Origin of the sequence: Acidithiobacillus ferriphilus, assembly GCF_018854775.1 — a bacterium.
Taxonomy (GTDB): Bacteria; Pseudomonadota; Gammaproteobacteria; order Acidithiobacillales; family Acidithiobacillaceae; genus Acidithiobacillus; species Acidithiobacillus ferriphilus.
This window is the reverse complement of record NZ_JAAZTY010000013.1, coordinates 1-22,601: the sequence shown is the minus strand read 5'-3', so window position 1 is coordinate 22,601 and position 22,601 is coordinate 1. Positions and strand designations below refer to the sequence as shown.

Genomic DNA, 22,601 nt, shown 5'->3' with positions numbered 1-22,601 from the left:
GGTGGATGTCCGGGTCATCGCCCTGGATCGCCGGGCACCCGCCATACAGCATCCACACCTGCAATACCTGCCTTTGGATATACGCGATTTACGGCTTGTCGAGCATCTGGCGCACGTGGACTGCGTCATTCATCTCGCCTTTATGGTGCTCAGTCCGCGCCGCGGGCCGCAACGACGATGGCGCGAGGAAATGCGCCGGATTAACCTCGATGGCAGCCAGCATCTATTTCGTGCGGCCGCGGAAGCCGGCGTGCCGCAAGTCATCTACTCCAGCAGTGTGGCGGCTTATGGCGCCTGGCCAGACAATCCCATCCCCATCCGCGAAAGCCAGCCGTGTCGTCCGGTACCGGGTTTTGCCTATAGTGAGGACAAGGCTGCGCTGGAACAGTGGCTGGATGTATTCACGATCACGCAGAGTCAAACCGCCATCGCGCGCCTACGTTTGCACGCTATTATCGGTCCTCGTGGGCAGGCATTGGTAAACGGTATTGCGACAAGCCCTTACGGACTGCGACTGCGTGATCCGGACCTGCCCATTCAATGCCTTCACGAAGAGGATACGGTTACCGCCCTGCTGGCGGCACTGGACTATGGCCGGGGCGGGGTATTCAATATCGCAGCACCCGATCCCATCCCCTGGTCAAGCATTCCTCGCCGCTGGCAGCTTCCGCTCTCCCCCACCCAAATGCACCGTGTACATAACTGGCTACGCCCTTTTAGTACCGGCCTCGGCGATCCCGGCTGGCTACGGGTCCTGGAAAATCCGCTGATTGTCGACATCAGCCACGCCCAACAGACATTGAGGTGGCACCCTCGTTATAACGTGTACAGCGCTATTACCCGGTTACGCGATGTGGGTGGGCAGCAGCCAATGCACCCTTGGAGCGGCTGAGCGTCCGTGGCAGAATAGCCTATGAACTTCGCTCAACGTATCCCCGCGCGCGCCCAGGTCCAGCGTCATCACGACGCGCTGGTCAATCGGCTCAACGAGCACAGCGGTAACTACCGGGACCCTGTCCAGGCCGTCCCGTGGAAAAGCCTCGATGCAGAAACAGCCTGGCTCCCCGAAGAACTGCTATCGATCTATGGATTGCCTGAATACGTACAACTGAGTCAGGACGAACGCATCCGTCTTTCCCAGGTCGAATTTGTCTCTTTCTGCGAACTGGGCCTATGGCTGGAAGCCTTGTTTATCCAACGCCTGGGCGCCAACTCGCTACAAGAGCTGTACCGCGATCCGGTCAGCTACCATTATCAGCTTCATGAACTGCGGGAAGAAGTGGGGCACAGCCTCATGTTTCTGGAATTACAGCAACGTGCGCAACTCCCATTTATGACCCCTTTGAGCGAGCGCCCGCCCTTGGCCCGTCTTTTCGCCCGTTATGCGCCCGAAGGCTCCGCAGCTTTCTGGACAACTATTCTGGTCGGTGAGGATGTACCGGACCGCATGAATCGGCTGATCTTCGCACACAAGGAACTGCCTGCGGCGGTACTGGCCATCACCCACATCCATATGCGCGAAGAAGCGCGTCACATGGCTTTTGCCCGTACCACCATTCAGATGCGCAGTCAGGCCATGGGGCGCGCAAAAAAACGGTTCATCAGCCCCGTTCTACGCGAGGTGTTTCGCCAGTTTTTGCGGACCAGTTTCTTTCCCGGCGAACAGGTCTATGCAGCGGCCGGGTTGAGCAATCCGCGGCTCTGGGCACGCCGCGTGCGCCACAATCCGCACCGTATTCACCTGATGAACCAGTGTGCAGCGCCCAGTCGCGATTTTTTGCACACGCAAGGCTTTGCCTTGTGAACAGCTATTTCCTGCTATAATCTGAAGTCCATAGGAGAATAAAATGCGATTTCATCCTGGAACCATCCTTGCATCCCCCGACGCGCAGGCCATCTTCGAATCCGGAGAAATTGATCCGCAGGAATTGCTCCGTCACCATGTCCTGGGCGAGTGGGATGAGGCTATGGAAGAAGACCTCATTACAGCCAGTGAAAAGGCCATTCGCGACGGCGGGGTGGTTGTCAGTACCTGGCAGGTAAGCGGGTATACGGTCTGGATTCGTACCGATGCCAGTCGGGAAACCACTATTATTGACGTTCCACTCGACCACTGAGGTATACCATGGCGGTATTGCAGATTGCGACCCGGCCTTTCGCCGATCAACGCCCAGGCACATCCGGGCTACGTAAAAAGGTCAAAGTTTTTCAGCAACCGCATTATCTCGAAAATTTCGTTCAATCCGTTTTCAGCGCTATTCCCGATCGCGCCGGACAAACTCTGGTTCTTGGCGGCGACGGACGTTTTTATAACCGCGAAGCCATACAGACCATCCTCCGGATGGCGGCGGCGAATGGCTGGGGCAAAGTCATTGTTGGACGGGGGGGGCTCTTCTCCACACCCGCCGTCTCGACCGTCATCCGCGCGCGGCATGCCCACGGCGGCATTATCCTCAGCGCTTCCCATAATGCCGGTGGTCCCGATCACGATTTTGGCATCAAGTACAACACGGCCAACGGTGGACCTGCGTCAGAAAAAATCACTGACGCCATCTGGGCTGCCAGCAAGGCCATCCAAAGTTACCAGACATTAGACAGTGCAGATGTAGATATCGATCAGGATGGGGAATTTTTGCTGGGCGACATGCGCGTAGAAATCTGCGACCCGGTGGCGGAGTATGTAGAACTGATGGCCCGCATTTTTGATTTTGCTGCGCTGAGGCGACTCTTGCAGGGACCATTTCGGATGCGTTTTGATGCCCTGCACGCTATCACCGGCCCCTACGCTCACGAGATTTTTGAAGAGCGTCTGGGTGCGCCTGCCGGTACGGTGGTTAACGGCGTTCCGCTGACGGATTTCGGGGGCGGTCACCCCGACCCCAATCTGGTATATGCCAAGCCTCTGGCGGACCACCTGTTCGCAGAAGATGCGCCCGACTTTGGGGCGGCTTCCGATGGCGACGGCGATCGCAACATGATTCTCGGACGTCAATTTTTTGTGACTCCTAGTGACTCGCTGGCGGTACTTGCGGCCCATGCCACGGCCATCCCTGCATACCGGCAGGGACTAAAAGGCGTCGCCCGCTCCATGCCCACGAGCCAGGCAGCAGACGTGGTTGCCGAGGCACTGGGCATTGCCCACTATGAGACGCCTACCGGCTGGAAATTCTTCGGGAACCTGCTGGATGCAGGCAAAATCACCTTTTGTGGTGAGGAGAGTTTCGGCACCGGATCGGACCATATCCGTGAAAAGGACGGACTCTGGGCAGTGCTGACCTGGCTTTCGGTAATCGCGCATACGGGGCAATCCGTGGCCGACATCGTCACTCAGCATTGGCGGCGCTTTGGCCGTCATTACTATACCCGCCATGATTACGAAGAACTCCCGGCAGAAATTGGCGAGCAAATCATACAGACTATTATCGCCCAATTGCCGGTACTCCCCGGCCAAAGTCTGGCAGGACGCAGCATCATTACGGCCGATGATTTTACCTATACCGACCCTATCGACGGCAGCACCAGCACCCATCAAGGTCTGCGCCTGCTCTTTGCCGATGGTGCCCGACTGATATTCCGGCTATCGGGTACAGGAACCGAAGGCGCCACTTTGCGCATTTATCACGAATATCTGGAGAAGGATACGCAGCGTCAGCAACAGGACCCGCAACGTGCCCTGCGTGACCTGATCCGACTTGGCCGCGATCTTACCCGGATAGAAAGTCTTACGAATCGCAAGACCCCCACCGTCATCACCTGATAAAGGAGTTTGATCATGATAGATTATGAAAATGATAATGGTATTGGGTATAGCGCCCTCGGTATCGCTTTGGTAGCCGGTGCCGTAGCCGGTGCGGTTACTGCCCTGCTTTTTGCACCGCAAACGGGCGACCGTACCCGTGAACAATTACGGCATCAGGCTAACCGAGCCTGGGATCGCGTCGTGGCTTCTCGCGAGCGGATGAATGAACGGGTTGAGGAACTGCTCGACACCATCGCCATCTATAGCGAAGAGCTGGTCCAGAAAGGCAAAGAACTCAGTGACAAAGAGCGCCAGCGCCTGAATGATGGCATTGGTCTCGCACGCGGGGAATTGGACCGTTTGCGGCGTCGTCTTTCTCGTTTAGATTGACCGCGGCTGGGCAAGCGGCTATTCTCTGCGGCGACGGGGCGTAGCGCAGCTTGGTAGCGCGCCTGCTTTGGGAGCAGGATGTCGTAGGTTCGAATCCTATCGCCCCGACCATACAATCAATAGGTTAGGCTATTTCTTTGAGGTGGCCTTTTCTACAACTCCGTCGAGGGGCTTGACGGTCTGCGTGTCTCTGGCGCGCACATAGACCTCTGTCATCGATCCGTCAGCATGGCCCGCAAGCGCTTGCGCGTAGTCACGCCCAGCAGCTCTATTCGCATCAGTGAGCGATTTGGCGCGGATATCATGGAAGTGAGCATCCTCAACACCAGCCCTTGCAGGCCGCAAGGCCCCGTTTTTTGCGACAGGTGGCGCGCCCCGTACCGTTGCGAGCCAAGGGGGCACCAGATCACTATTCCGTGACGATTCGGCCCTTTCCATTGAGTTTAACCTGGTACATACGGTTGTCGGCCAGCTTGACCAAGTCGCTCCAGTTTTTGCCACTTTCGGCTTGTAATTCGGCAATGCCCCCGCTCATCCTTATGGGTTGCCCGTCCGGCTTCTGCACGGCGCGTCCGTCAAGGATGACCTGCAGGCGCGCCTGGGCCTGTCCGGAATTCGCATAGGGCATCACTATCACAAACTCTTCACCGCCCCACCGTATCACGGCATCGCCCGTCCGTACTCCGGATTGCAGCAGTTGTGCCACGTCCTGAAGTACCCGATCCCCTGCTTCGTGACCCCAATTGTCATTAACTCCCTTGAAGTTATCCACATCCAGCAAAACGACAGAAAGCGCGTGGGGATGGCGTTCCGCCTGGGCAAACAGCAGGGTCAACAGATCTTCGCCGGCACGTCGGTTAAACAACCCGGTCAGGGGATCCGTAGAGGATTGCACGAAGAGTCTTTTCATGCCCTGAAGCTGGCTCATGGTGGCCAGGGTGGCAACACTGGCCACCAGCATCAGGTCAATGAGCTCTGGTAGAATTTGAGGGTCCTGCCGCAGCCATAAGGGCAGTGCAAAAACCGTAAGGAGAGAAAGAGTGAAAGCCAGGTTTTCCAACAGAACCATGGGGAACACCCCGATACTCGCCATGAGTATAAAGGGTAGGTACGTATACTTGTCGAAGTATTCCGCCGCGCCATTAAGCCGGGCATGAGCAAGTAACACGTGTGCAAAGAGAAAGAAGAGTGCGGGAATCAGAAAGAGTATGACCATCGCCAATCGAGCGTGTCGCTGTGTCGGACTGCACCGGCAAAAGAACGCCAGTATGGCAAACGCCACGGCCACGAAGATTCGTCCGCTATCGAGAAGGATGAACAGAGGATGCGGGAGCAGCAGCGCATCCGCAACGATCCGGAATGGAGCGAGAATAGCCAGCAGGGCGGCAATGATACGGACACGGGAGAGGATGAAACGCGCCCGTTCGCGCTGGAAAAGGCGAGGGTGGTGGCGGCTGGAAAAAAGATCTCGCCATTCTCCCGGGGCCAGGAGGAGAAAAGATTGTATGGAACGCGACACGGCTGCCGCTATGGAGTTATCGGGCATGCGCATGGCCAGTTGGTGGGTGCGGAAACCTCATTATACAGCACTTTGCGGAAGATTGGATTCGATCGAGTCTGGATTGCCCACGCAGCCCCATATTTGACCAGATTTTTTATTTTTAGGCGCCTGAACAGCAATCATTTTTCTGTATAATGGGCCAAAAGATCGCACAAAGGAAGAATGAATGGCTTGGCCAGAAATTATTAATGGATCAAACGATCTGTATGGTGTGGAACTACGTTCGATGTGCCCCAAATGCATGTTTGTACAAGGGGTGACAACATCATGGCCAAAGCGATGCGAATCCTGCGGAGAATTGTTTGCAACTGTACCTGTGCCAAGCAACAATGGCAGCGGTTATGGTCATGACGATTCGGTTATCAGACGCATGGATATGCTGAACACACATTGTATTGACTCTGTGACACGAGAAGGAATGGGTATATATCGTATTTCAAAAAATGCTTTTCCAGTCGTTATGATGTGAAAAATCAGTGCGATAAAAAAGGGTGCCGGGCTACCGACTTAGGTGCGCCACATATTTTGGAGATGGAATCTACACCATACAATACGAAGGAACACATTCATTATGCGATATATAATGTTTATCGTTTATATACAGAGACTCGTTTATATCATGGTACAACAATAGAAAACGCCAAGCGTATGATGTATTGCGGTTTTCGTCCTGCGAAAACGCACCGTGATAAAACCAATGGATTCTTCGCAGTTGAGCATGGACTTAGGTATGGTGGCATTGACGAAGAACCCGCAGTTTCGCATGCGCATGGCGCATTGGTTGATGTCAGATACGATGGTCTGGTTGCCAAAACTAGCCTGACTTGCAACGGCACAGCAATTAGACAACTTCTCACATCAATGGCCGGATGCTGCTATGCGCTGGAATACCGTGAGCTTGGGAGATCCATCGTATGGGCAGAGAGTGCCACCGTATTTCCCATGTCATGGGAGATGATTTGGTGACTTAGAGATACTCGACTCGGTGGTAGAAATGAGGGTGGCCTTCCAGCAGCGGTCATCTGGTGCCATTTCCACATAGCCCTCTGGCGTGTGCAGCAGATAGCCTTGGGTGCTCCCGTCAGGACGCACGATCTGGTAGATGATCGTCATCGGTTCCGGGGTCGCCAAGAGTATCGCTTCCAATTCTTCGCGCTCTTGCCTGATCAAGTAAGAAAGCAATTTCGTGTTGCTGCGGATACTCTTGCTGACGCCGCCCATGTATCCATCAGGGCACGCCGTTTCTCCAGAAGATTTGACCGGAAGTATGCGGCCTCGGTTTTGTCCTTGGATGCGTGCGCCAGTCGTTATGCCATCTGTACTTCCCGGATCACGTCCGGGTGCCTGGCTGCGATGCGGAGTAGCGTCATCGCCGCGCCGGAAGGATTGCGTCGCCCCTGTTCCCAATCCTGCAGGGTACGAACAGACACGCCCATCAACGTCGCAAACTGTGACTGTGACAATCCTGCGCTGATTCGGGCCTGCACTATCTGCGGCACGTCGATCTTGTGGATAGCACCGTTCCTCCCGGCCTTCATCTGCCGGACAGACTCCAGAAGCTCCGCGCCAATATCGCGCTTGGCGTTGTGGTCCTTCCGTCTGCCGATCATATAGAGCAGCACCACCAGATAACAAATCCTGGAATGCAGGCGTTACCGTACCCACCGAGGCCGATTAACGGTGCGACAATTTGCCGCAGTTAACACGGGCTGCGCAGCGTGTAATATGCAGATGGCTTACATGGCATCAAAACAGGAGGAAACAGGTATGGCCAATCTATATAATCTACATAAGATTGCAACGTTACGTTTTTTGTCGACTACGGTGACCGCGATTACCATCGCCATGATTCCAAACATGGCGTCAGCTTGCGCTTGTGGTTGTGGTGTTTTCAACCTGGGTTTACCTGGTCTTCCCAGCACCTTCTACAAAACCAGGATATCTCTTCAGTACGATTATATGAACCAGAATGAAACCCAGCATGGTAGTGGTATCGTGTCGAGGAGTTTAAACCCGGACAAGCAAATAGAGACAAATTTCTTTAATTTAAATATTCAGCACATGTTCAATCATCAGTGGGGGATCACGGCGATGATCCCATACTGGAATAGGCACTTCGTCACCGACAGTAATGGTACTGTCGGGCTTACCGATGCGAGCCAGGGTGTTTCGCCACAAATACTTACCTCTAACGCCACGGTTCTTTCGGATATCCGTATAATGGGCATGTACACTGGCTTCTCAAGCGATATGTCCAGCGGTATAACCTTTGGTTTGAAACTGCCTACAGGGCCGACCAATGCCGGTAATTATTATCAAGGGGGCCCCATCATGGATCGGGACACCCAGCCAGGAACAGGTACGAACGACTTGCTTCTTGGTGGGTATAAGATGGGGAATGAGTCCGACTGGGGATGGTTCACGCAAGTCATGTGGCGTCACGCACTCGATAGTTACCAGGGGTATCGTCCGGGGGACAGTGTGAATCTCGCCGTGGGGGCGCATTACGACGGGATAGAGGCCAGCACCCATTTAATTCCTACCCTGCAGTTGAACTACCAGTGGCGAGGCCATGACCAAGGTGGTGGTGATGCTGCATATGGTAATATGAATAGTGGTTACTCAAACCTATATATCACCCCGGGTGTGCAGGTCAACCTGAGCAGCAAATGGTTACTGAATACCTCGGTTTATTTGCCGATTTATCGTTACGCCAATGGCTATCAGCAGGTCGCGCATTTTATGGCGAATGCGGGCGTGACATACCAGTTCTGAGATGATTGGCTGGCCTCTAATTGTCTAGCCTGTGTCCCGAAGTTAGAAGATCAAGTTGCGCCTTCGACAGTTCGCCACGAAAGGCCTCCACCTGTCCATCAGGAAGTCTATAAACCAACTCTGGTAAGGTGGTGGCACCAGTACTTATGAAAATCCGCTCATTCTGCCGTAACGCGGAATGAGTGGCTTCCGTGGCGGTGACGGATGAGATCGCCGCATGTCCAGTTCTAAGTAGCTCCATATAGTTATTTTTCATGGATTCTTGTGGATTTTGTGCCTGAAGAATGGCGGCGGCCTTACCGAAGCTGGAGTCGGTGAGGAAACCTACCGGCACGTAGCGAACGGTGAGTTGGCCTTTATCGACGAATGGACGTTCCAGTTGGAATGCTTTTGCGCAATATATACAGTTAGGATCGAAAAAGTCATAAATTACCGTTTTCCCTGAACCCATTTGAATATAAGTTGCATGCTTCAGTCGTACCCAAAGTTCTTGCCATTTGTCAGAAGCTAGCGCCGGCGACGAGCAGGCAATAAAATAACCCATCAAAAAAACATACTTAATTATTCTTTTCATATTCCTCGGGGAGGGTATATTCTTCATTTTATCTATCCATCGTCATATTGAGCCATAATCAGGTCGGACGCCACGCAAACCTTGTGCGTTATTGTGTTTCATGAGGTCTTGGCCCACGGGACCAGAATCCCTGATGTTGCCGGCCCCGTGGTCGCCGCCGAGTCCGCCAATTCTGGACATTGCATAGCGCACACAACGCCGGACATTTCCGGCATCCTTGCTACCCACTGACCATCATCTTCCTGTTCATATTCCACACGTTTACGATGCATCCTTTGAGCTTACTATTCCAATTATAGGCGCTTTATGGGATTATGAAAAGAACCATATGACCCGCTCTGCAGTACTGCCCTGCCGCAACCCCACCAGACGTTTTATTAATAGAAAGCATCGGCCATCTCCTTGTCGTAGCTGTAACGCTGATAGTCTGCGCACCCCCTGTTCACCTTGTGATTTAGAACAGCATCAATAACGGTGGGAATCACACCGATTTTCTGCATACTGATGGCACAAGTCCTTCGTCGGTCATGTGCTGTCCCCATTTGCCACCTTCCAGCACCAACGATGCCGTGGCAGCAATGCGCCCCTTGCCGTTGCTGAAAGAGACAGGTGATCAACCAGCCAATCACCTGTACTATCGGCGTCATCTCCCCTTCTATCACATTGGGGATTTTACGACATCTGCTAAAACGGCTGTTTTTCGGTCATAGCCACCATCGCCGCATACTTTGCTGGCCAACTAATGGGACATGGGAGACATATGGGCCATACTGGACGCTGCCGGAGGCATAATCATGGTACGTTGATACAACCCATGGAACATCCACGCGGTCAATCCGATGGTAACGACAAATAACGGCAGAAAAAGCACCATCGCCACGGTATGCCACACCTGCGCATGGGATATATCCATATGCAAAATAAAGTAGCCCTGAATAATTACCGCCACACCAGCAAGGAAAGATATCATCAGGACCGTCCCTAAAGGTGTCGTGATGTGCGTCACAGCCAACCAAAGACCTACCGTCATCAGCAACATGGAAATAATAAAACTCGCCAGATATGCGCGGCCATTGGCCAACTGCACCTCCGGATGATTTAACGGATCTTGCATATGTTCTGTCATGCCACTATCCCCTGCAAATACACAAAGGCGAATACAAACACCCAAATAACTGCCTGAAAATGCCAGAACAGTCGAAGATTAATCAGACGATAAACCACGTTGGCACTAAAACCCTCCCGCGCGACCTGAATCATCATGACCAACATCCATACCACACCAACGATAATATGCAGCGCGTGATAGATTATAATTGTGAAAAATATAGATAAAAATCCACTCACCTGTGGAAATATGCCATGCGCAAACATGTTGCCAATGTCTATGCCTGAAATCACCAAATAAACCACGCCCAGCAGCATGGCGACAAACATGCCGCCAATCACCCCGCCGCGATTTCCATTTTTTAGCGCAACCATCGAATATCCATAAATCAATACGCTGAGAAACAAGGTAATGGTTTGCCCATACGCATAGACTGGGTTAATAAATGCAGAGGACGATGGTCCCCCCGCCAGATTAACCACATGACTCAACACACCCAGTGTTGCGAACAATGCCGCATAGACCATGGCGTCAGTCAACATATAGAGCCAGAATCCAAAGGTCCGGGTACCGATCATGTCATGGCCGGCATAGTGTCGCGCCCAAAGTGTGGCGTGGGCCGGATCGACTTTTTGTGCTGCAGATGCACTCATTGAATAACTCCTTTTTCAGATATGCTCGAAAGCGGGCTTCCCTACCCAATTAATTAAGGGTCGGGATAAGCCCGTTAACGATCCATTGGGGCCAACGAAGGACTTGTGGAGGTTGTGCTACCGCTGATGCCACTCGTTCCAGACTGAAGAATGGAGTGGGCAATCACCGTGCCTCCCCGTACCCCGGCAGTCGGCATAGCTACGGACGTTTCATCGCGAGCACCACTTTCTACCTGCTCCACCGTGTGTGCAGGGATCGTCATATCGGTATCACGATCAAAAGACCGAATGATGATGAGTGCCACAATGAGTGCGACACACAACAACGCCAGCCACCAGATCCGCCAGATGAGGGCGAAACCCAGGCCCATGAAGAGCATGCCGAGGAATAGCGGAACGCCTGTATTCTTTGGCATATGAATACCCTCATAATCACCTGGATGCAGTTCCGTCAGTCCGTTTTCCTTGCGCCATGCCCACTCATCCAATACATTAACGTGCGGAATAAAGGCATAGTTATAAGCTGGAACGGGAGAATGCGTCATCCATTCCAAGCTCCGGCCAGTGCCCCAGGCATCGGCACCCACGCGATTTTTTACGCGGTCCCGAAGACTGACATACAGATGGGCCACGAAGAACAGTACGGCAACCACGTAGAACACCATGCCAACCAGCATGATATGAAGATATGGTGACCATTGCGTATAGGGAATATAGTCCAGGCGGCGGGTCATACCAGCAAAGCCGAGAAAAAACATGGGAACAAAGGTCCAGCCGGTTCCAATGATCATAAACCAGAAGAACCATTTACCCCATTTCTGTTCGAGTTTGAAGCCAAACACTTTGGGGAACCAATACTCAACGGCACCAAAAATACTCGCCGCAATCACCAAGACCATCATATGAAAGTGCGCGACCACAAATAAACCGTTGTGCCACATGTAATCGTTGCTGGCGAACGCGTTCATCATACCCGTCATACCACCAACCAGCAGGAGGAATAGCGCAAGCAATGCCCATAACATGGGTAGCTCATAACGAACACGCCCACGATACATCGTGAAGACCCAGTTGAATACTTTGACACCGGTAGGGATACCCACCAACATGGTCGTTACACTATAAAAACTATTGACACTGGGTGCTGCAGCCATAGTAAAGAAGTGATGCAGCCAGACACCCCAGGACACGCCGCCGATGGCGAATGAGGCAATCACCATAGTCACATATCCAAACAAGGTTTTTTCGGAGAACGTGGGAATTATTTCCGACATGATGCCGAAAGCTGGAAGAATCAGGAAATATACTTCGGGATGCCCCCAAACCCAAAACAGGTCATTATAAAGCATCAGGTTCCCACCCATACCAGCGGTATAGAAATGGGTGCCCACATAGCGATCCAATCCGAGCAAAGCCAACGCAACCATCAATACCGGAAAGGACGTGAGCGCGATGAGGTTGGTGCTGAGGGACGCCCACGTGAACATGGGCATACGCATCCAGGTCATGCCCGGAGCACGCATTTTTACGATGGTAGCAATCAGGTTGATACTGCCCAATGAAGTGCCGATGGCGCTCAATTGAAAGGTCCACATCCAGTAATCTACGCCCACCCCAGGGCTGTATGGCAGTTCAAAATAGGGCACAAACCCATACCATCCACCATGGGCAAAGTTACCTACGAACAGGGACATCATGACCAACGCGGCGCCCGCCGTTGTTAACCATAACCCCAAGGCATTCAGGTATGGGTAAGCCATGTCTCTGGCGCCAATCTGTAGCGGCACGATGATGTTCATGAGCCCCACCAACAAGGGGGTAGCCGCGAACACCACCATGATCAATCCATGGGCCGTGAAAATCTGCCCCAGGTGGAATGGCGTAAGATATCCATGCACCGCGCCCATTTCACCCGGTGAACCGGGGCCCACGGCCATTGCCTGTTGAGTGCGAATCATCAAGGCATCAGCGAAGCCTCGCAACAACATGACCAGCCCCAGTAAAATATACATGACACCGATTTTTTTGTGATCGACCGTTGTCAACCATTCTCGCCAGAGATATCCCCATTTACCAAAATACGTCGTTGCCGCCAGTACCATAGCAGCCAGGATGGCCACCACTATAAAAGTCACCACGAGAATCGGAACGTGAAAAGGTATCTGCTGAAGCGTGAGACGACCCAGCAGCGGAGTCCACGGCCCTTGTAAATGTACTAGCATGTCAATAATCTCCTGCTTTTTGTTCGGCGCGCTGTTTTTGCATGTAATTGACCATATTTTCGGTCATGGCCATGGGTGTCCGCCATACTTTGCCGTGCATGACTTCGCCAATCACATAATCAAACAAACCGGGTTGCACCTTACCGAAGGTTTGCTGATCACCACCCACGGCTATGTAAGGTTTTGCAAAGCGATTAAAACCAGCGTAGCTGAGATGCTGGGGCGATTGCTGAGTACTTTTCACCCATTGCGCAAATTGGGCCGCGCTTACCGCCTTCGTTTGGAAGTGCATCCATGACAGTCCTGCACCGCTGTAATCGGCAGAAAAGCCTATGTAGGTACCTGCCTTGTCCGCCACCAATGCCTGCTTGGTACGCATACCTGGCATGACATCGATCATGCCAACCAACTGGGGGATAAGGAAATCATTCACGACGGAAGTGGACGTCAGGCGGAATTTGACAGGGGTCCCTACCGGAACCACCAGCTGGTTTACCGAGGCAATATGTTGTTGTGGATAAATGAACAACCAGCGCCAATCTGTCGCGATCACGTCAACTTCCACGGAATCTCCGCCATCCACCTTCTGCGCTTTGGCAATAACACCTGGGTTGTAAGGGTTGACATCATAGATGGCCTTTACTGACAGGTAGGACAAGACACCGACCGTCACTAAAGGAATACCCCATACAATGGCCTCTATGGCATTTGAGTGGCTCCACGCTGGATCATAACTTCCTTTACCACCTTTTCTATATCTCCACATAGCCCATATGGTTAGTAACGTTGTGGGGACAATAATCAACAACATAATTACGACATCAAGAATGAAGTAGTGATAGAAGGTATGCGATATCAAACCTTCCGGCTTCAACAGATATAGGCCGTTATTAGAACAGCCCCCCAACGTGAGCAATGCTGGTGGTAGCACCATTTGTGCCCCCCTTCTGTAGCGTTTATTCTTTATAAACACCTGAACCTCCAATAACATACTGTGCAATATATCCGGGCCTTCGCCACCGGCCTCCCTACGCTCCCACCATCTCGCTGCTACTACTGTTATTTGTTTTATCTGACTGACCTGTATGATCAAACTGAGCCTGTGCACTGTACTCGTGGACTGCCGGAGCAGTGACACCAGATTGCTTACTAAAAGCCAAACGGAATTCCGCAACACAAGCTACGCGGCGCTTGCGGGATTCACGACCAGGAAAAATCAAGTACTCATCGGGAAATCTGAGCAACTTCTCACGGATGCTGCGCCATTGCTGGGCAATATTGCCTCCTGGCCCACAGGTGCCAAGCCTTGTGGCAAGGAGTGTTTCACCGGTAAACAGGCGATCGGCCCACCAATAGGTAATCGCACAGGGCATTTGCCCTGGCGTATGAATAACCCGGATTGTCTCCTCACCGAAATGTACAATGTCGTTATCCCGCAAACGCACATCGACACCTTTGTATTCCGTCGATTCGTGCGCAGCCACTCGCGGACCGAAGGACCTAAGCTGGTTCAACGCATCCTCGAGAGTGGGGTCGGGAAAGTGAGTTAGCAGAACATATTGCAACGCAATTTTTCGTTCTGCCAAAAATGACAGTGCCTGTGTGATGAGGTCTGCCGTGGGGTCAATAATCACTCCCTGCCTGGTGATGGGATCTCCCAGAACATACGAAAGCAATTTCTTCTTAGCGGCACACTGCCTAAATAACATAGATAATCACACCTGCTTGTGCTGTTAATACGCAAGCTATGCAATGGTCGATCCATAATTAAATTAATATATTATAATTATATTATATATTAATTTTTATTATATAACAATTTGATTAAATTAATATGTTTATAATTCTGATTGGCTGATAAATGACATTCTCAAACTTGAGCACTGCCACTTGTGGCAGCGCCTCGAATCAGTGCCCGCCATTTATGGCAGGCACATAAATATTTAATGGGAACTCATTTTCTGCGGACACGACAGCCCTCCCACTCTAGGGTTTGGGTGTCGTTGCTCCAGGGATCCCGACAGACGCCTTCCATTGCTGCATCTTGCCGATCAGTGGCGATTCCGCGCATTGCCGTGAAGTCAGGGCGCCGCAAGCGCTGGCCCATTCGCCAGTCACTCCAAAAAATTTCGCGGCAGATTGCATCTGTTGAGCCTGAGCGCCCGTTGACTGAGTGCTCAGAGCTTGATAGTACACCGCTCGCTTCCGCGCCCAGTTGGAGACACCTTGCCAGCATGCCGCCTGTAGCGCAGATGACGTCGCCGCACAGCGGGCACTATCCTGGCGCGCTTTGGTCATATCCGTCTGCCATTCATCAGAAAAGGAGGCCTTGGCGCTGCCCAGCGTCTGTGCCACAGAGGGCACGGCTGGAATAATCGAGGTGGAGGGAATGGACGGCATAGCGGCGAGAGGCGTCGATGGTGCGACAGTAGACGAGTAAGTAACCGACGGTGAGGCCACTGAAGGTGCCACTTGCGGCAAGACAACGGGCGTTCTGTGTCCCAACGGCGATCGGGCGGCAGGAGCGGATGGCAGTGGGGCAACGGCAAGTGTCGGGTGGCTACTCGCGGCACCTTGCGGCTGTGGCGCCATGCCATTGGTCGTAGTCGTTGCACACGCTGTCAACACCAACACGCCACCCGCAGTAAGCACAGACCATCGCATCCAACGCATGAAACACTCCTTCCGCAAATCATAAAACAACGTTCCAGCCTATCATTAGAACATGGCCGCTCAAAAGCTTATCTCTACCAATGTCCTTAAAACGCCCACATGAGATGACCGTTACACCGTGCAGCCTAGCAATAGTGCGTTGACCACTTCCTTTCAGGTCCTTAGAATAGACGATATCTACGTGGGAGGGGACCCCCTCCCTTTTTTTGCATCCTCTTTAATGTTGGCGAGGTGGGGCGTGCAGGCGGTCCTGGCATTGGCAGACGGCAGCATCTATCGCGGTAAAGGCTTTGGTGCCATTGGCTTGGCAGTGGGAGAGCTTTGCTTTAACACCGCCATGAGTGGTTACCAGGAAATCCTTTCTGATCCCTCATATCGGGGGCAGATCGTTACGCTCACTTATCCGCATATTGGCAATACGGGCGTCAATCCGGAGGACATGGAAGGCGCCCGGATACATTGCTCTGCTCTGGTCGTACGCAACCTGCCGCGCACCCCCAGTAGTTGGCGCAGCACTCAAAGTCTGCATGCTTTCTTGCAAGCACACCAGACCCCCGGCATTGCCGAGATCGACACCCGCGCCCTGACCCGCAGGTTGCGGGATGGCGGCGCTCAGAATGCTGCCGTCCTCGTCGGAGAAGCGGTCAACGATGACGACGCCCTTGCTGCGGCGCGTACCTTCCCCGGCCTCCTTGGTCGGGATCTGGTACAGGATGTGAGTTGCCGGGAGACAGGCATCTGGAATCTCGCCAGCGGCGCTCCCGATCAGGGCTACCACGCACAACCCGTCACCCGGTCACAGCGCCATGTGGTGGTTTACGACTTTGGCACTAAACGGCATATCCTGCGACTGCTGGCCGATCGTGCCTGCCGGGTAACCGTCGTGCCAGCCCGCACTGCGGCTGCCGAGGTCATTGACCTGCTCCCGGATGGTGTACTCTTCTCCAACGGCCCCGGCGATCCTGCAGCCCTCGACTATGCCAAAGAGGCCATGTGTCAGATCATCGCCACAGGCATTCCCACCTTCGGGCTCTGCCTGGGACATCAGTTACTGGGACTGGCCCTGGGCGCCAGAACCAACAAGATGAAATTTGGGCACCATGGGGCTAACCATCCAGTCAAGGATCTGCGTAGCGGCCGGGTACTGATCACCAGCCAGAACCATGGTTTTGCGGTGGATGGGGATACCTTGCCTGATTGCCTGATTGCGACACACATCTCTCTGTTTGACGGTAGTTTACAGGGTATGGCACATCGGGACCTACCCGTCTTTTCTTTTCAGGGGCACCCAGAGGCCGGGCCCGGCCCCCATGACGCCAGTGTGATTTTTGACGACTTCGTTCACGCCATGAACCAGCACGGAGGCCGTCAGCATGCCTAAGTATCAGGATATCAAAAGCGTCCTCCTCATTGGCGCTGGCCCCATCATCATCGGGCAGGCCTGCGAATTCGACTATTCCGGTGTCCAGGCCTGCAAGGCGCTGCGGGAAGAAGGTTGCCGCGTCATTCTGGTCAACTCCAATCCCGCCACCATCATGACCGATGCACAGACGGCGGACGCCACCTACATCGAACCCATCGAGTGGCAAACCGTGGCGCGCATCATCGCCATGGAACGCCCCGACGCCATCCTCCCCACCATGGGCGGTCAAACGGCGCTCAACTGCGCCCTGGATCTGCACCGGGAGGGGATACTGAAGCAGTATGGCGTCCGTCTCATCGGCGCCTCGGTCGAGGCCATCCGGGAAGCAGAAGATCGTGGCCTGTTCAAAAAGGCTATGGAAGAGATCGGCCTGGAGGTGGCTTGTTCAGCTTTCGGTCATGACATGGAAGGCGCACGGCGGATCGCCGAAGATATCGGTTACCCGGTCATCATCCGGCCCTCCTTCACCTTGGGTGGCACCGGCGGCGGCATTGCCTATAACCGCGAGGAGTTTGAGGAAATAGCTGCACGTGGCCTGGAGACCAGCCCTACCCACGAAATTCTCATCGAAGAATCCATTATCGGCTGGAAAGAGTTTGAGATGGAAGTGGTGCGCGACCGGGCGGATAACTGCATCATTGTCTGCTCGATCGAGAATCTCGATCCCATGGGTATTCATACCGGGGACTCCATCACCGTAGCCCCCGCCCAGACCCTCACTGATCGTGAATATCAACGCATGCGCGACGCCGCTATCGCTGTCCTGCGCCGTATCGGCGTAGATACTGGCGGTTCTAATGTACAGTTTGCTGTCAACCCCGAAGACGGGCGACTGATCGTCATTGAGATGAATCCACGGGTGTCGCGGTCATCGGCGCTGGCCTCCAAGGCCACCGGATTTCCTATTGCCAAAATTGCTGCCAAACTCGCGCTGGGTTATACCCTAGACGAGTTGCGCAATGACATCACCCAGGCGACACCGGCGAGCTTCGAACCGACCATCGATTATGTGGTCACCAAAATCCCCCGCTTCGCCTTCGAGAAATTTCCGGAGGCCGATGCCCATCTGACCACTCAGATGAAGTCGGTAGGTGAGGTGATGGCCATTGGCCGCAGCTTCCAGGAATCGCTGCAAAAGGCGCTGCGCGGTCTGGAGACAGGCGTGGATGGTCTTGATGAGAAACTCATCGGGAATGATCCAGACACCCAGCAAAAGCTGGAGCAAGAGTTAAGGGTCCCCGGCGCCGATCGCCTCTGGTATCTGGCGGATGCCATACGGCGTGGGTGGGATCAGGAAAGCCTGCAGCGTATCACCCACATTGACCCCTGGTTCCTGGAACAGATTTTCGAGATCGTCCAGACGGAAGAGAATTTGCGCGGCCTCCCTCTGGCGAGTCTCGATAACACTCGGCTCCGCATCCTCAAAGGCATGGGCTTCTCGGACCGTCGCCTCGCCCGCCTGCTGGGCTGCCGCGAGCAACTCCTGCGGGAGCATCGCCAGAAGCTGGGTATCCGCCCCGTCTACAAGCGGGTGGACACCTGCGCCGCCGAATTCCGTTCACCCACACCATACCTCTATTCCACCTATGAGATGGAATGTGAGGCAGAGCCCAGTAACAAGCCCAAGATCATGATTCTGGGAGGTGGCCCAAATCGAATCGGGCAGGGTATCGAGTTTGACTATTGTTGCGTGCATGCGGCCATGGCCCTGCATGAAGACGGCTTTGAGACCATCATGGTCAACTGCAATCCGGAGACTGTGTCCACCGACTATGACACCTCCGACCGCCTGTATTTCGAGTCGCTCACTCTGGAAGATGTCCTCGAAATCGTCGCTGTCGAAAAGCCCCAGGGCGTGATCGTCCAGTTTGGTGGTCAAACGCCACTGAAGCTCGCCAATGATCTGGAAGCTGCCGGTGTACCTATCGTCGGCACCACCCCGGATTCCATTGATCTGGCTGAAGACCGCGAACGCTTCCAGCAACTTTTGCAGCGTCTTAATCTGCGGCAGCCGGAAAACGCCATTGCGCGGAGCGCCCCGGAGGCCCTGAGCAAAGCCCGCGCATTGGGCTATCCGCTGGTAGTGCGTCCTTCTTATGTACTGGGCGGTCGCGCGATGCGTATCGTCTACGACGAAGATGATCTCGAACGTTATATGATAGAGGCTGTGCGTATCTCCAATGATCAGCCCATTCTCCTGGATCGTTTCCTTAATGACGCCCTGGAGGTGGACGTTGATGCCGTCGCCGATAGCCAGCAACAAGTGGTCGTGGCGGGGATCATGGAGCACATTGAACAGGCAGGTGTGCACAGCGGCGACTCCGCCTGTTGTCTGCCACCCTACTCCCTGTCCCCAGCCATTCAGGACGAACTCCGGCGACAGACCGTGGAACTGGCCCTGGCGCTCGGTGTGGTGGGCCTGATGAACTGTCAGTTTGCCGTTCAGGAAGAGCGCATCTATGTGCTGGAGGTGAACCCGCGCGCCTCACGGACGGTGCCTTTCGTCTCCAAGGCCACCGGCTGGCCCCTGGCCAAAATTGCCTCCCGCTGCATGACCGGGAAGTCACTAGCGGCACAGGGTATTCCGCAGATTCTCAATCCGCCCCATTTCAGCGTTAAGGAAGCCGTCTTCCCCTTCATCAAATTCCCCGGCGTGGATGTACTGCTGGGGCCAGAAATGAAGTCTACCGGCGAGGTGATGGGCATCGGTGCCAGTTTCGGCGAGGCTTTTCTCAAGGCACAGATCGGTGCCGGTGAACACTTCCCGCGCTCCGGCACGGTTTTTCTCAGTGTCCGCGACGCAGACAAGAAAGGCCTTATCCCTGCGGCACGGACGTTGTCCGAACTCGGCTTTAAGCTGATCGCCACCAAGGGCACCGCCGCTTTTCTGCATGGGGAAGGTTTGGATGTCACCGCGGTCAACAAGGTGACTGAAGGCCGTCCCCACATCGTCGATGCGATCAAAAACGGTAAGGTGCAGATCATCATCAACACCGTAGATGAACGGCAATCGGTGCGCGACTCTTTTAGCATCCGTCGTGCAGCGCTGCAAATGGGATTGACCTACTATACCACCCTGGCGGGCGCCATCGCCGGCGCTGCTGCCATTCACGCTCTGATGACGGAGGAACGCAGTGTCCTCCGGTTGCAGGATCTGAACCAGACAAACACCAGCACGAGGTAGATATGAGCGACAAAATCCCCATGACCGTTATTGGTGCCCAGCGTCTGCGCGATGAGTTACATCGCCTCAAATCCGTGGAGCGGCCCACCGTTATTGAAGCAATCGCCGAGGCGCGCGCCAAGGGTGATCTCTCGGAAAATGCCGAATATGACGCCGCCAAAGAACAGCAAGCGTTTATCGAGGGACGTATTCGTGAGGTGGAAGACCATCTGGCCCGCGCCCAGGTCATTGATCCCAAGGCATTGAATACCGGAGGAAAAATTGTTTTTGCAGCCACCGTGGATCTAGAGGATGCGGAAGGCAACGAGGTGACCTACCAGATCGTGGGTGATGCCGAGGCCGACCTCAAGGAAAATAAGATATCCATTAGCTCCCCCATTGCGCGTGCGCTTATCGGCAAGCACCAAGGCGACCCGGTTGAAGTGCGCGCTCCCGGTGGAACGCGGGAGTACACCATTCTCGCCGTACGCTACGTATAGTACGTGTAGAAGGAAAAAGATTGACACAACATATCTACTTACTTTTCCTGGCCGTGCTGCAAGGTGTTACGGAACTATTTCCCATCTCCAGTCTAGGTCACGTCATCCTGGTACCGGCACTTCTCCACTGGCCCATCAACCGGGATGCTGAGTGGTTTCTGCCCTTTGTGGTCGTGCTCCACCTCGCCACAGCCACGGCATTGCTCTTGTTCTTCTGGCGCGACTGGGCGGCGCTGCTGGGTGGTTTCATTCGCGCACGTGGACATTCCAGCAATCCCCAGTCACGGCTGTTATGGATCCTCTTCATCGCCTCCATACCTGCCGGTTTACTAGGTCTTGCCCTCGCTCATAAAATCAAAGATCTGTTCGGTGGTTTCACCTTTGCTGCGGTTGCGCTGATGATTAACGGCATCATGCTCATCTGGGGAGATCGCTTGCGCGCGCGGCAACCCAGCCATTCACTGGACAATCTGAGTTGGATACGGGCTATCGGCATAGGATTCGCCCAATCCCTCGCGTTGATTCCCGGATTTTCACGTTCGGGTGCGACGTTGGTGGCTGGTATTGGTGTAGGATTGGACTATGAAAATTCCGCAAAATTTTCCTTCCTCCTCGCCACCCCCATTATTGCGGCAGCAGGGCTGCTGGAGGTACCCAAACTCCTCCACGCCCAGCTACCTTCCGGATTGATGGACACCATATTCCTTGCCGGTCTGTTATCAGGAATCTGCGCCTGGGCCTCAGTCTGGTTCCTGATGCATTATTTCCACCGGCATGAAGTCAAAGCGTTGCGGCCCTTTGGTATCTATTGCATCGCCTTTGGCGCGCTAGCACTCATTGCGGCCTGGGCCAGTCCGTAGATGCCGATGGCCAGGCCCAGCAGGAGTGGTGTGCTGTGGCGGAGTTGCTCATTATCCAGCGCCAGTACGGGCATCAGCATAAAAAGACCGAGCATGCGCGCCACGTAAATGAAACTCAGACCACTCACGGCCCGCTTTTCGAGCGGGCTCATGGGCGGGCCTTTGGCGCGGCCTTTGCCGCGAGGGGGGTCTCAGAAGAAGCCATAACCCATCACCAGTTTACCCAGAATCAGGGCCGTAAAGAGCAGGAAGAGGTAGGAGATGGAGTAGGCGAACATCCGCCGGGCGTAGCGGTCCATCTCTTGGCCTTCCGGCAGGGCTTTGAGGTGCAGGGCCATCCTTACAAACCAGGCACCGGAGAGCGCGGCGATAGCGCCATACACCCAGTCACCGGTAAGAAAGACGGGAACCAGGCTGACGATCCAGGTGAGGATGGCGTAGTTCAGGATCTCCTTGCGGGTGCGATCCACGCCGTGGGTCACCGGGAGCATGGGGATGCAGGCTTTGGCATAGTCTTGCCGACAGCAAATGGCCAGTGGCCAGAAGTGCGCGGGGGTCCAGACGAAGACCAGCAGGACGAGAACCAAGGGCAGCGCGGCGAGACTGCCGGTGATGGCGCTCCAGCCAATCAGCGGCGGCAAGGCGCCGGCGAGACCACCCCAAACGATGTTCCAGGGGGTGCTGGGCTTGAGGTAGAGGGTATAGACGACGCCGTAGCCGACGGTGCCCACCAGGGTCAGCACCAGGGTCAGCGGGTTGGTACCCCAGGCGAGGATGGCGATGGCGGCACCCATCAGGACGGCGGCATACAGGATGGCGCCGGTGCGGCTGACGCGCCCTTCGGCCAGCGGCCGGTGGAGGGTGCGGTGCATGTGCTGGTCGAGGGCGGGTTCGACGATCTGGTTGAGGACACCCCCTGCCCCGCCGGCCAGCGCGATGCCAACCAGACCAGCGAGCGCT

Annotated in this window: 25 protein-coding genes and 1 tRNA gene; 13 read left to right on the top strand and 13 right to left on the bottom strand. The window is 54.4% G+C overall.

All coding sequences use genetic code 11. The features are described from left to right. The 6 genes from HF921_RS01060 to HF921_RS01035 all read left to right on the top strand — a co-directional run. Positions 1 to 892 (top strand): NAD-dependent epimerase/dehydratase family protein (locus tag HF921_RS01060; RefSeq protein WP_215893127.1); only part of this gene is annotated, 892 nt, incomplete at its 5' end. A gap of 21 nt (positions 893 to 913) precedes the next feature. Next, on the top strand, positions 914 to 1,804 hold the full coding sequence (locus tag HF921_RS01055; protein ID WP_064219559.1) for a diiron oxygenase: 891 nt from the start codon (positions 914 to 916) through the stop codon (positions 1,802 to 1,804). Between the two features lie 43 nt (positions 1,805 to 1,847). Next, positions 1,848 to 2,117, top strand: a complete 270-nt coding sequence (locus HF921_RS01050; protein ID WP_064219560.1) for a hypothetical protein — start codon at positions 1,848 to 1,850, stop codon at positions 2,115 to 2,117. An 8-nt stretch (positions 2,118 to 2,125) separates the two neighbouring features. Continuing rightward, positions 2,126 to 3,757 (top strand): alpha-D-glucose phosphate-specific phosphoglucomutase, encoded by a 1,632-nt coding sequence (locus HF921_RS01045; RefSeq protein ID WP_215893126.1) that lies wholly within the window; start codon positions 2,126 to 2,128, stop codon positions 3,755 to 3,757. 15 nt (positions 3,758 to 3,772) lie between these two features. Then, on the top strand, positions 3,773 to 4,129 hold the full coding sequence (locus HF921_RS01040; RefSeq protein ID WP_064220175.1) for a YtxH domain-containing protein: 357 nt from the start codon (positions 3,773 to 3,775) through the stop codon (positions 4,127 to 4,129). Between the two features lie 34 nt (positions 4,130 to 4,163). After that, positions 4,164 to 4,240 (top strand) — tRNA-Pro (locus HF921_RS01035). A gap of 298 nt (positions 4,241 to 4,538) precedes the next feature. Here the strand turns inward: HF921_RS01035 and HF921_RS01030 are convergent. Beyond that, positions 4,539 to 5,675 carry a GGDEF domain-containing protein gene (locus HF921_RS01030; RefSeq protein ID WP_215862299.1) on the bottom strand — a complete coding sequence of 379 codons (1,137 nt, stop codon included), beginning with the start codon at positions 5,673 to 5,675 and terminating at the stop codon, positions 4,539 to 4,541. A 181-nt stretch (positions 5,676 to 5,856) separates the two neighbouring features. Here HF921_RS01030 and HF921_RS01025 point away from each other — a divergent pair, with 181 nt between their 5' ends. Together HF921_RS01025 and HF921_RS01020 are read left to right on the top strand one after the other, a co-directional pair. After that, the gene (locus HF921_RS01025) at positions 5,857 to 6,159 is read left to right on the top strand and encodes a hypothetical protein (protein ID WP_155735342.1); all 303 of its coding nucleotides are present in this window, start codon (positions 5,857 to 5,859) and stop codon (positions 6,157 to 6,159) included. A 56-nt stretch (positions 6,160 to 6,215) separates the two neighbouring features. Then, positions 6,216 to 6,656: a hypothetical protein gene (locus tag HF921_RS01020; protein WP_215893125.1), complete on the top strand. Its 441-nt coding sequence runs from the start codon at positions 6,216 to 6,218 to the stop codon at positions 6,654 to 6,656. Here HF921_RS01020 and HF921_RS01015 read toward each other — a convergent pair. Beyond that, positions 6,636 to 6,836: a hypothetical protein gene (locus tag HF921_RS01015; RefSeq protein WP_155735340.1), complete on the bottom strand. Its 201-nt coding sequence runs from the start codon at positions 6,834 to 6,836 to the stop codon at positions 6,636 to 6,638. The genes HF921_RS01020 and HF921_RS01015 overlap by 21 nt on opposite strands. Positions 6,837 to 6,997: 161 nt before the next feature. Then, on the bottom strand, positions 6,998 to 7,300 hold the full coding sequence (locus tag HF921_RS01010; protein ID WP_215893124.1) for a helix-turn-helix domain-containing protein: 303 nt from the start codon (positions 7,298 to 7,300) through the stop codon (positions 6,998 to 7,000). 130 nt (positions 7,301 to 7,430) lie between these two features. Between HF921_RS01010 and HF921_RS01005 the strand changes: the two genes are divergently transcribed. Then, entirely contained in the window at positions 7,431 to 8,465 is a 1,035-nt protein-coding gene (locus HF921_RS01005) for a hypothetical protein (RefSeq protein WP_155735339.1), read from the top strand. A 16-nt stretch (positions 8,466 to 8,481) separates the two neighbouring features. Here the strand turns inward: HF921_RS01005 and HF921_RS01000 are convergent, their stop codons facing one another. The 8 genes from HF921_RS01000 to HF921_RS00965 form a co-directional block, all read right to left on the bottom strand. Beyond that, positions 8,482 to 9,066 carry a thioredoxin fold domain-containing protein gene (locus HF921_RS01000; RefSeq protein ID WP_081258160.1) on the bottom strand — a complete coding sequence of 195 codons (585 nt, stop codon included), beginning with the start codon at positions 9,064 to 9,066 and terminating at the stop codon, positions 8,482 to 8,484. Between the two features lie 350 nt (positions 9,067 to 9,416). Beyond that, on the bottom strand, positions 9,417 to 9,686 hold the full coding sequence (locus HF921_RS00995) for a site-specific integrase (protein WP_064219793.1): 270 nt from the start codon (positions 9,684 to 9,686) through the stop codon (positions 9,417 to 9,419). A gap of 92 nt (positions 9,687 to 9,778) precedes the next feature. Next, entirely contained in the window at positions 9,779 to 10,126 is a 348-nt protein-coding gene (locus tag HF921_RS00990) for a cytochrome O ubiquinol oxidase (RefSeq protein ID WP_231104536.1), read from the bottom strand. A gap of 35 nt (positions 10,127 to 10,161) precedes the next feature. Then, entirely contained in the window at positions 10,162 to 10,800 is a 639-nt protein-coding gene (locus HF921_RS00985; RefSeq protein WP_064219791.1) for a cytochrome c oxidase subunit 3, read from the bottom strand. Positions 10,801 to 10,874: 74 nt separating this feature from the next. After that, positions 10,875 to 13,022, bottom strand: a complete 2,148-nt coding sequence (locus tag HF921_RS00980; RefSeq protein ID WP_064219790.1) for a cbb3-type cytochrome c oxidase subunit I — start codon at positions 13,020 to 13,022, stop codon at positions 10,875 to 10,877. A 1-nt stretch (position 13,023) separates the two neighbouring features. Continuing rightward, complete coding sequence (locus tag HF921_RS00975) at positions 13,024 to 13,995, bottom strand: ubiquinol oxidase subunit II (protein WP_081258162.1); 972 nt, start codon at positions 13,993 to 13,995, stop codon at positions 13,024 to 13,026. A 55-nt stretch (positions 13,996 to 14,050) separates the two neighbouring features. Then, positions 14,051 to 14,731, bottom strand: coding sequence for an MBL fold metallo-hydrolase (locus HF921_RS00970; protein ID WP_215849488.1), 681 nt, complete (start codon positions 14,729 to 14,731; stop codon positions 14,051 to 14,053). Between the two features lie 277 nt (positions 14,732 to 15,008). Then, complete coding sequence (locus HF921_RS00965) at positions 15,009 to 15,695, bottom strand: hypothetical protein (protein WP_064219787.1); 687 nt, start codon at positions 15,693 to 15,695, stop codon at positions 15,009 to 15,011. Between the two features lie 238 nt (positions 15,696 to 15,933). On the opposite strand from HF921_RS00965, the gene carA reads away from it, so the two are divergent. From carA to HF921_RS00945, 4 genes are read left to right on the top strand one after another with little or no spacing between them, the layout of a single operon-like run. Next, positions 15,934 to 17,076, top strand: coding sequence for a glutamine-hydrolyzing carbamoyl-phosphate synthase small subunit (gene carA, locus HF921_RS00960; RefSeq protein WP_215893123.1), 1,143 nt, complete (start codon positions 15,934 to 15,936; stop codon positions 17,074 to 17,076). Further along, on the top strand, positions 17,069 to 20,302 hold the full coding sequence (gene carB / locus HF921_RS00955) for a carbamoyl-phosphate synthase large subunit (protein WP_215893122.1): 3,234 nt from the start codon (positions 17,069 to 17,071) through the stop codon (positions 20,300 to 20,302). Before carA ends, carB begins: the two co-directional genes overlap by 8 nt. Before the next feature lie 2 nt (positions 20,303 to 20,304). Continuing rightward, on the top strand, positions 20,305 to 20,781 hold the full coding sequence (gene greA, locus HF921_RS00950) for a transcription elongation factor GreA (RefSeq protein ID WP_064219784.1): 477 nt from the start codon (positions 20,305 to 20,307) through the stop codon (positions 20,779 to 20,781). Between the two features lie 20 nt (positions 20,782 to 20,801). Continuing rightward, a complete protein-coding gene (locus HF921_RS00945) occupies positions 20,802 to 21,641 on the top strand; it encodes an undecaprenyl-diphosphate phosphatase (RefSeq protein WP_064219783.1) in 840 nt (279 codons plus the stop codon). Here HF921_RS00945 and HF921_RS00940 read toward each other — a convergent pair. Then, a complete protein-coding gene (locus HF921_RS00940; protein WP_226834252.1) occupies positions 21,587 to 21,793 on the bottom strand; it encodes a hypothetical protein in 207 nt (68 codons plus the stop codon). The genes HF921_RS00945 and HF921_RS00940 overlap by 55 nt on opposite strands. A gap of 39 nt (positions 21,794 to 21,832) precedes the next feature. Further along, on the bottom strand, positions 21,833 to 22,601 hold a 769-nt coding region (locus HF921_RS00935), incomplete at its 5' end, for a heme o synthase (protein ID WP_215893121.1).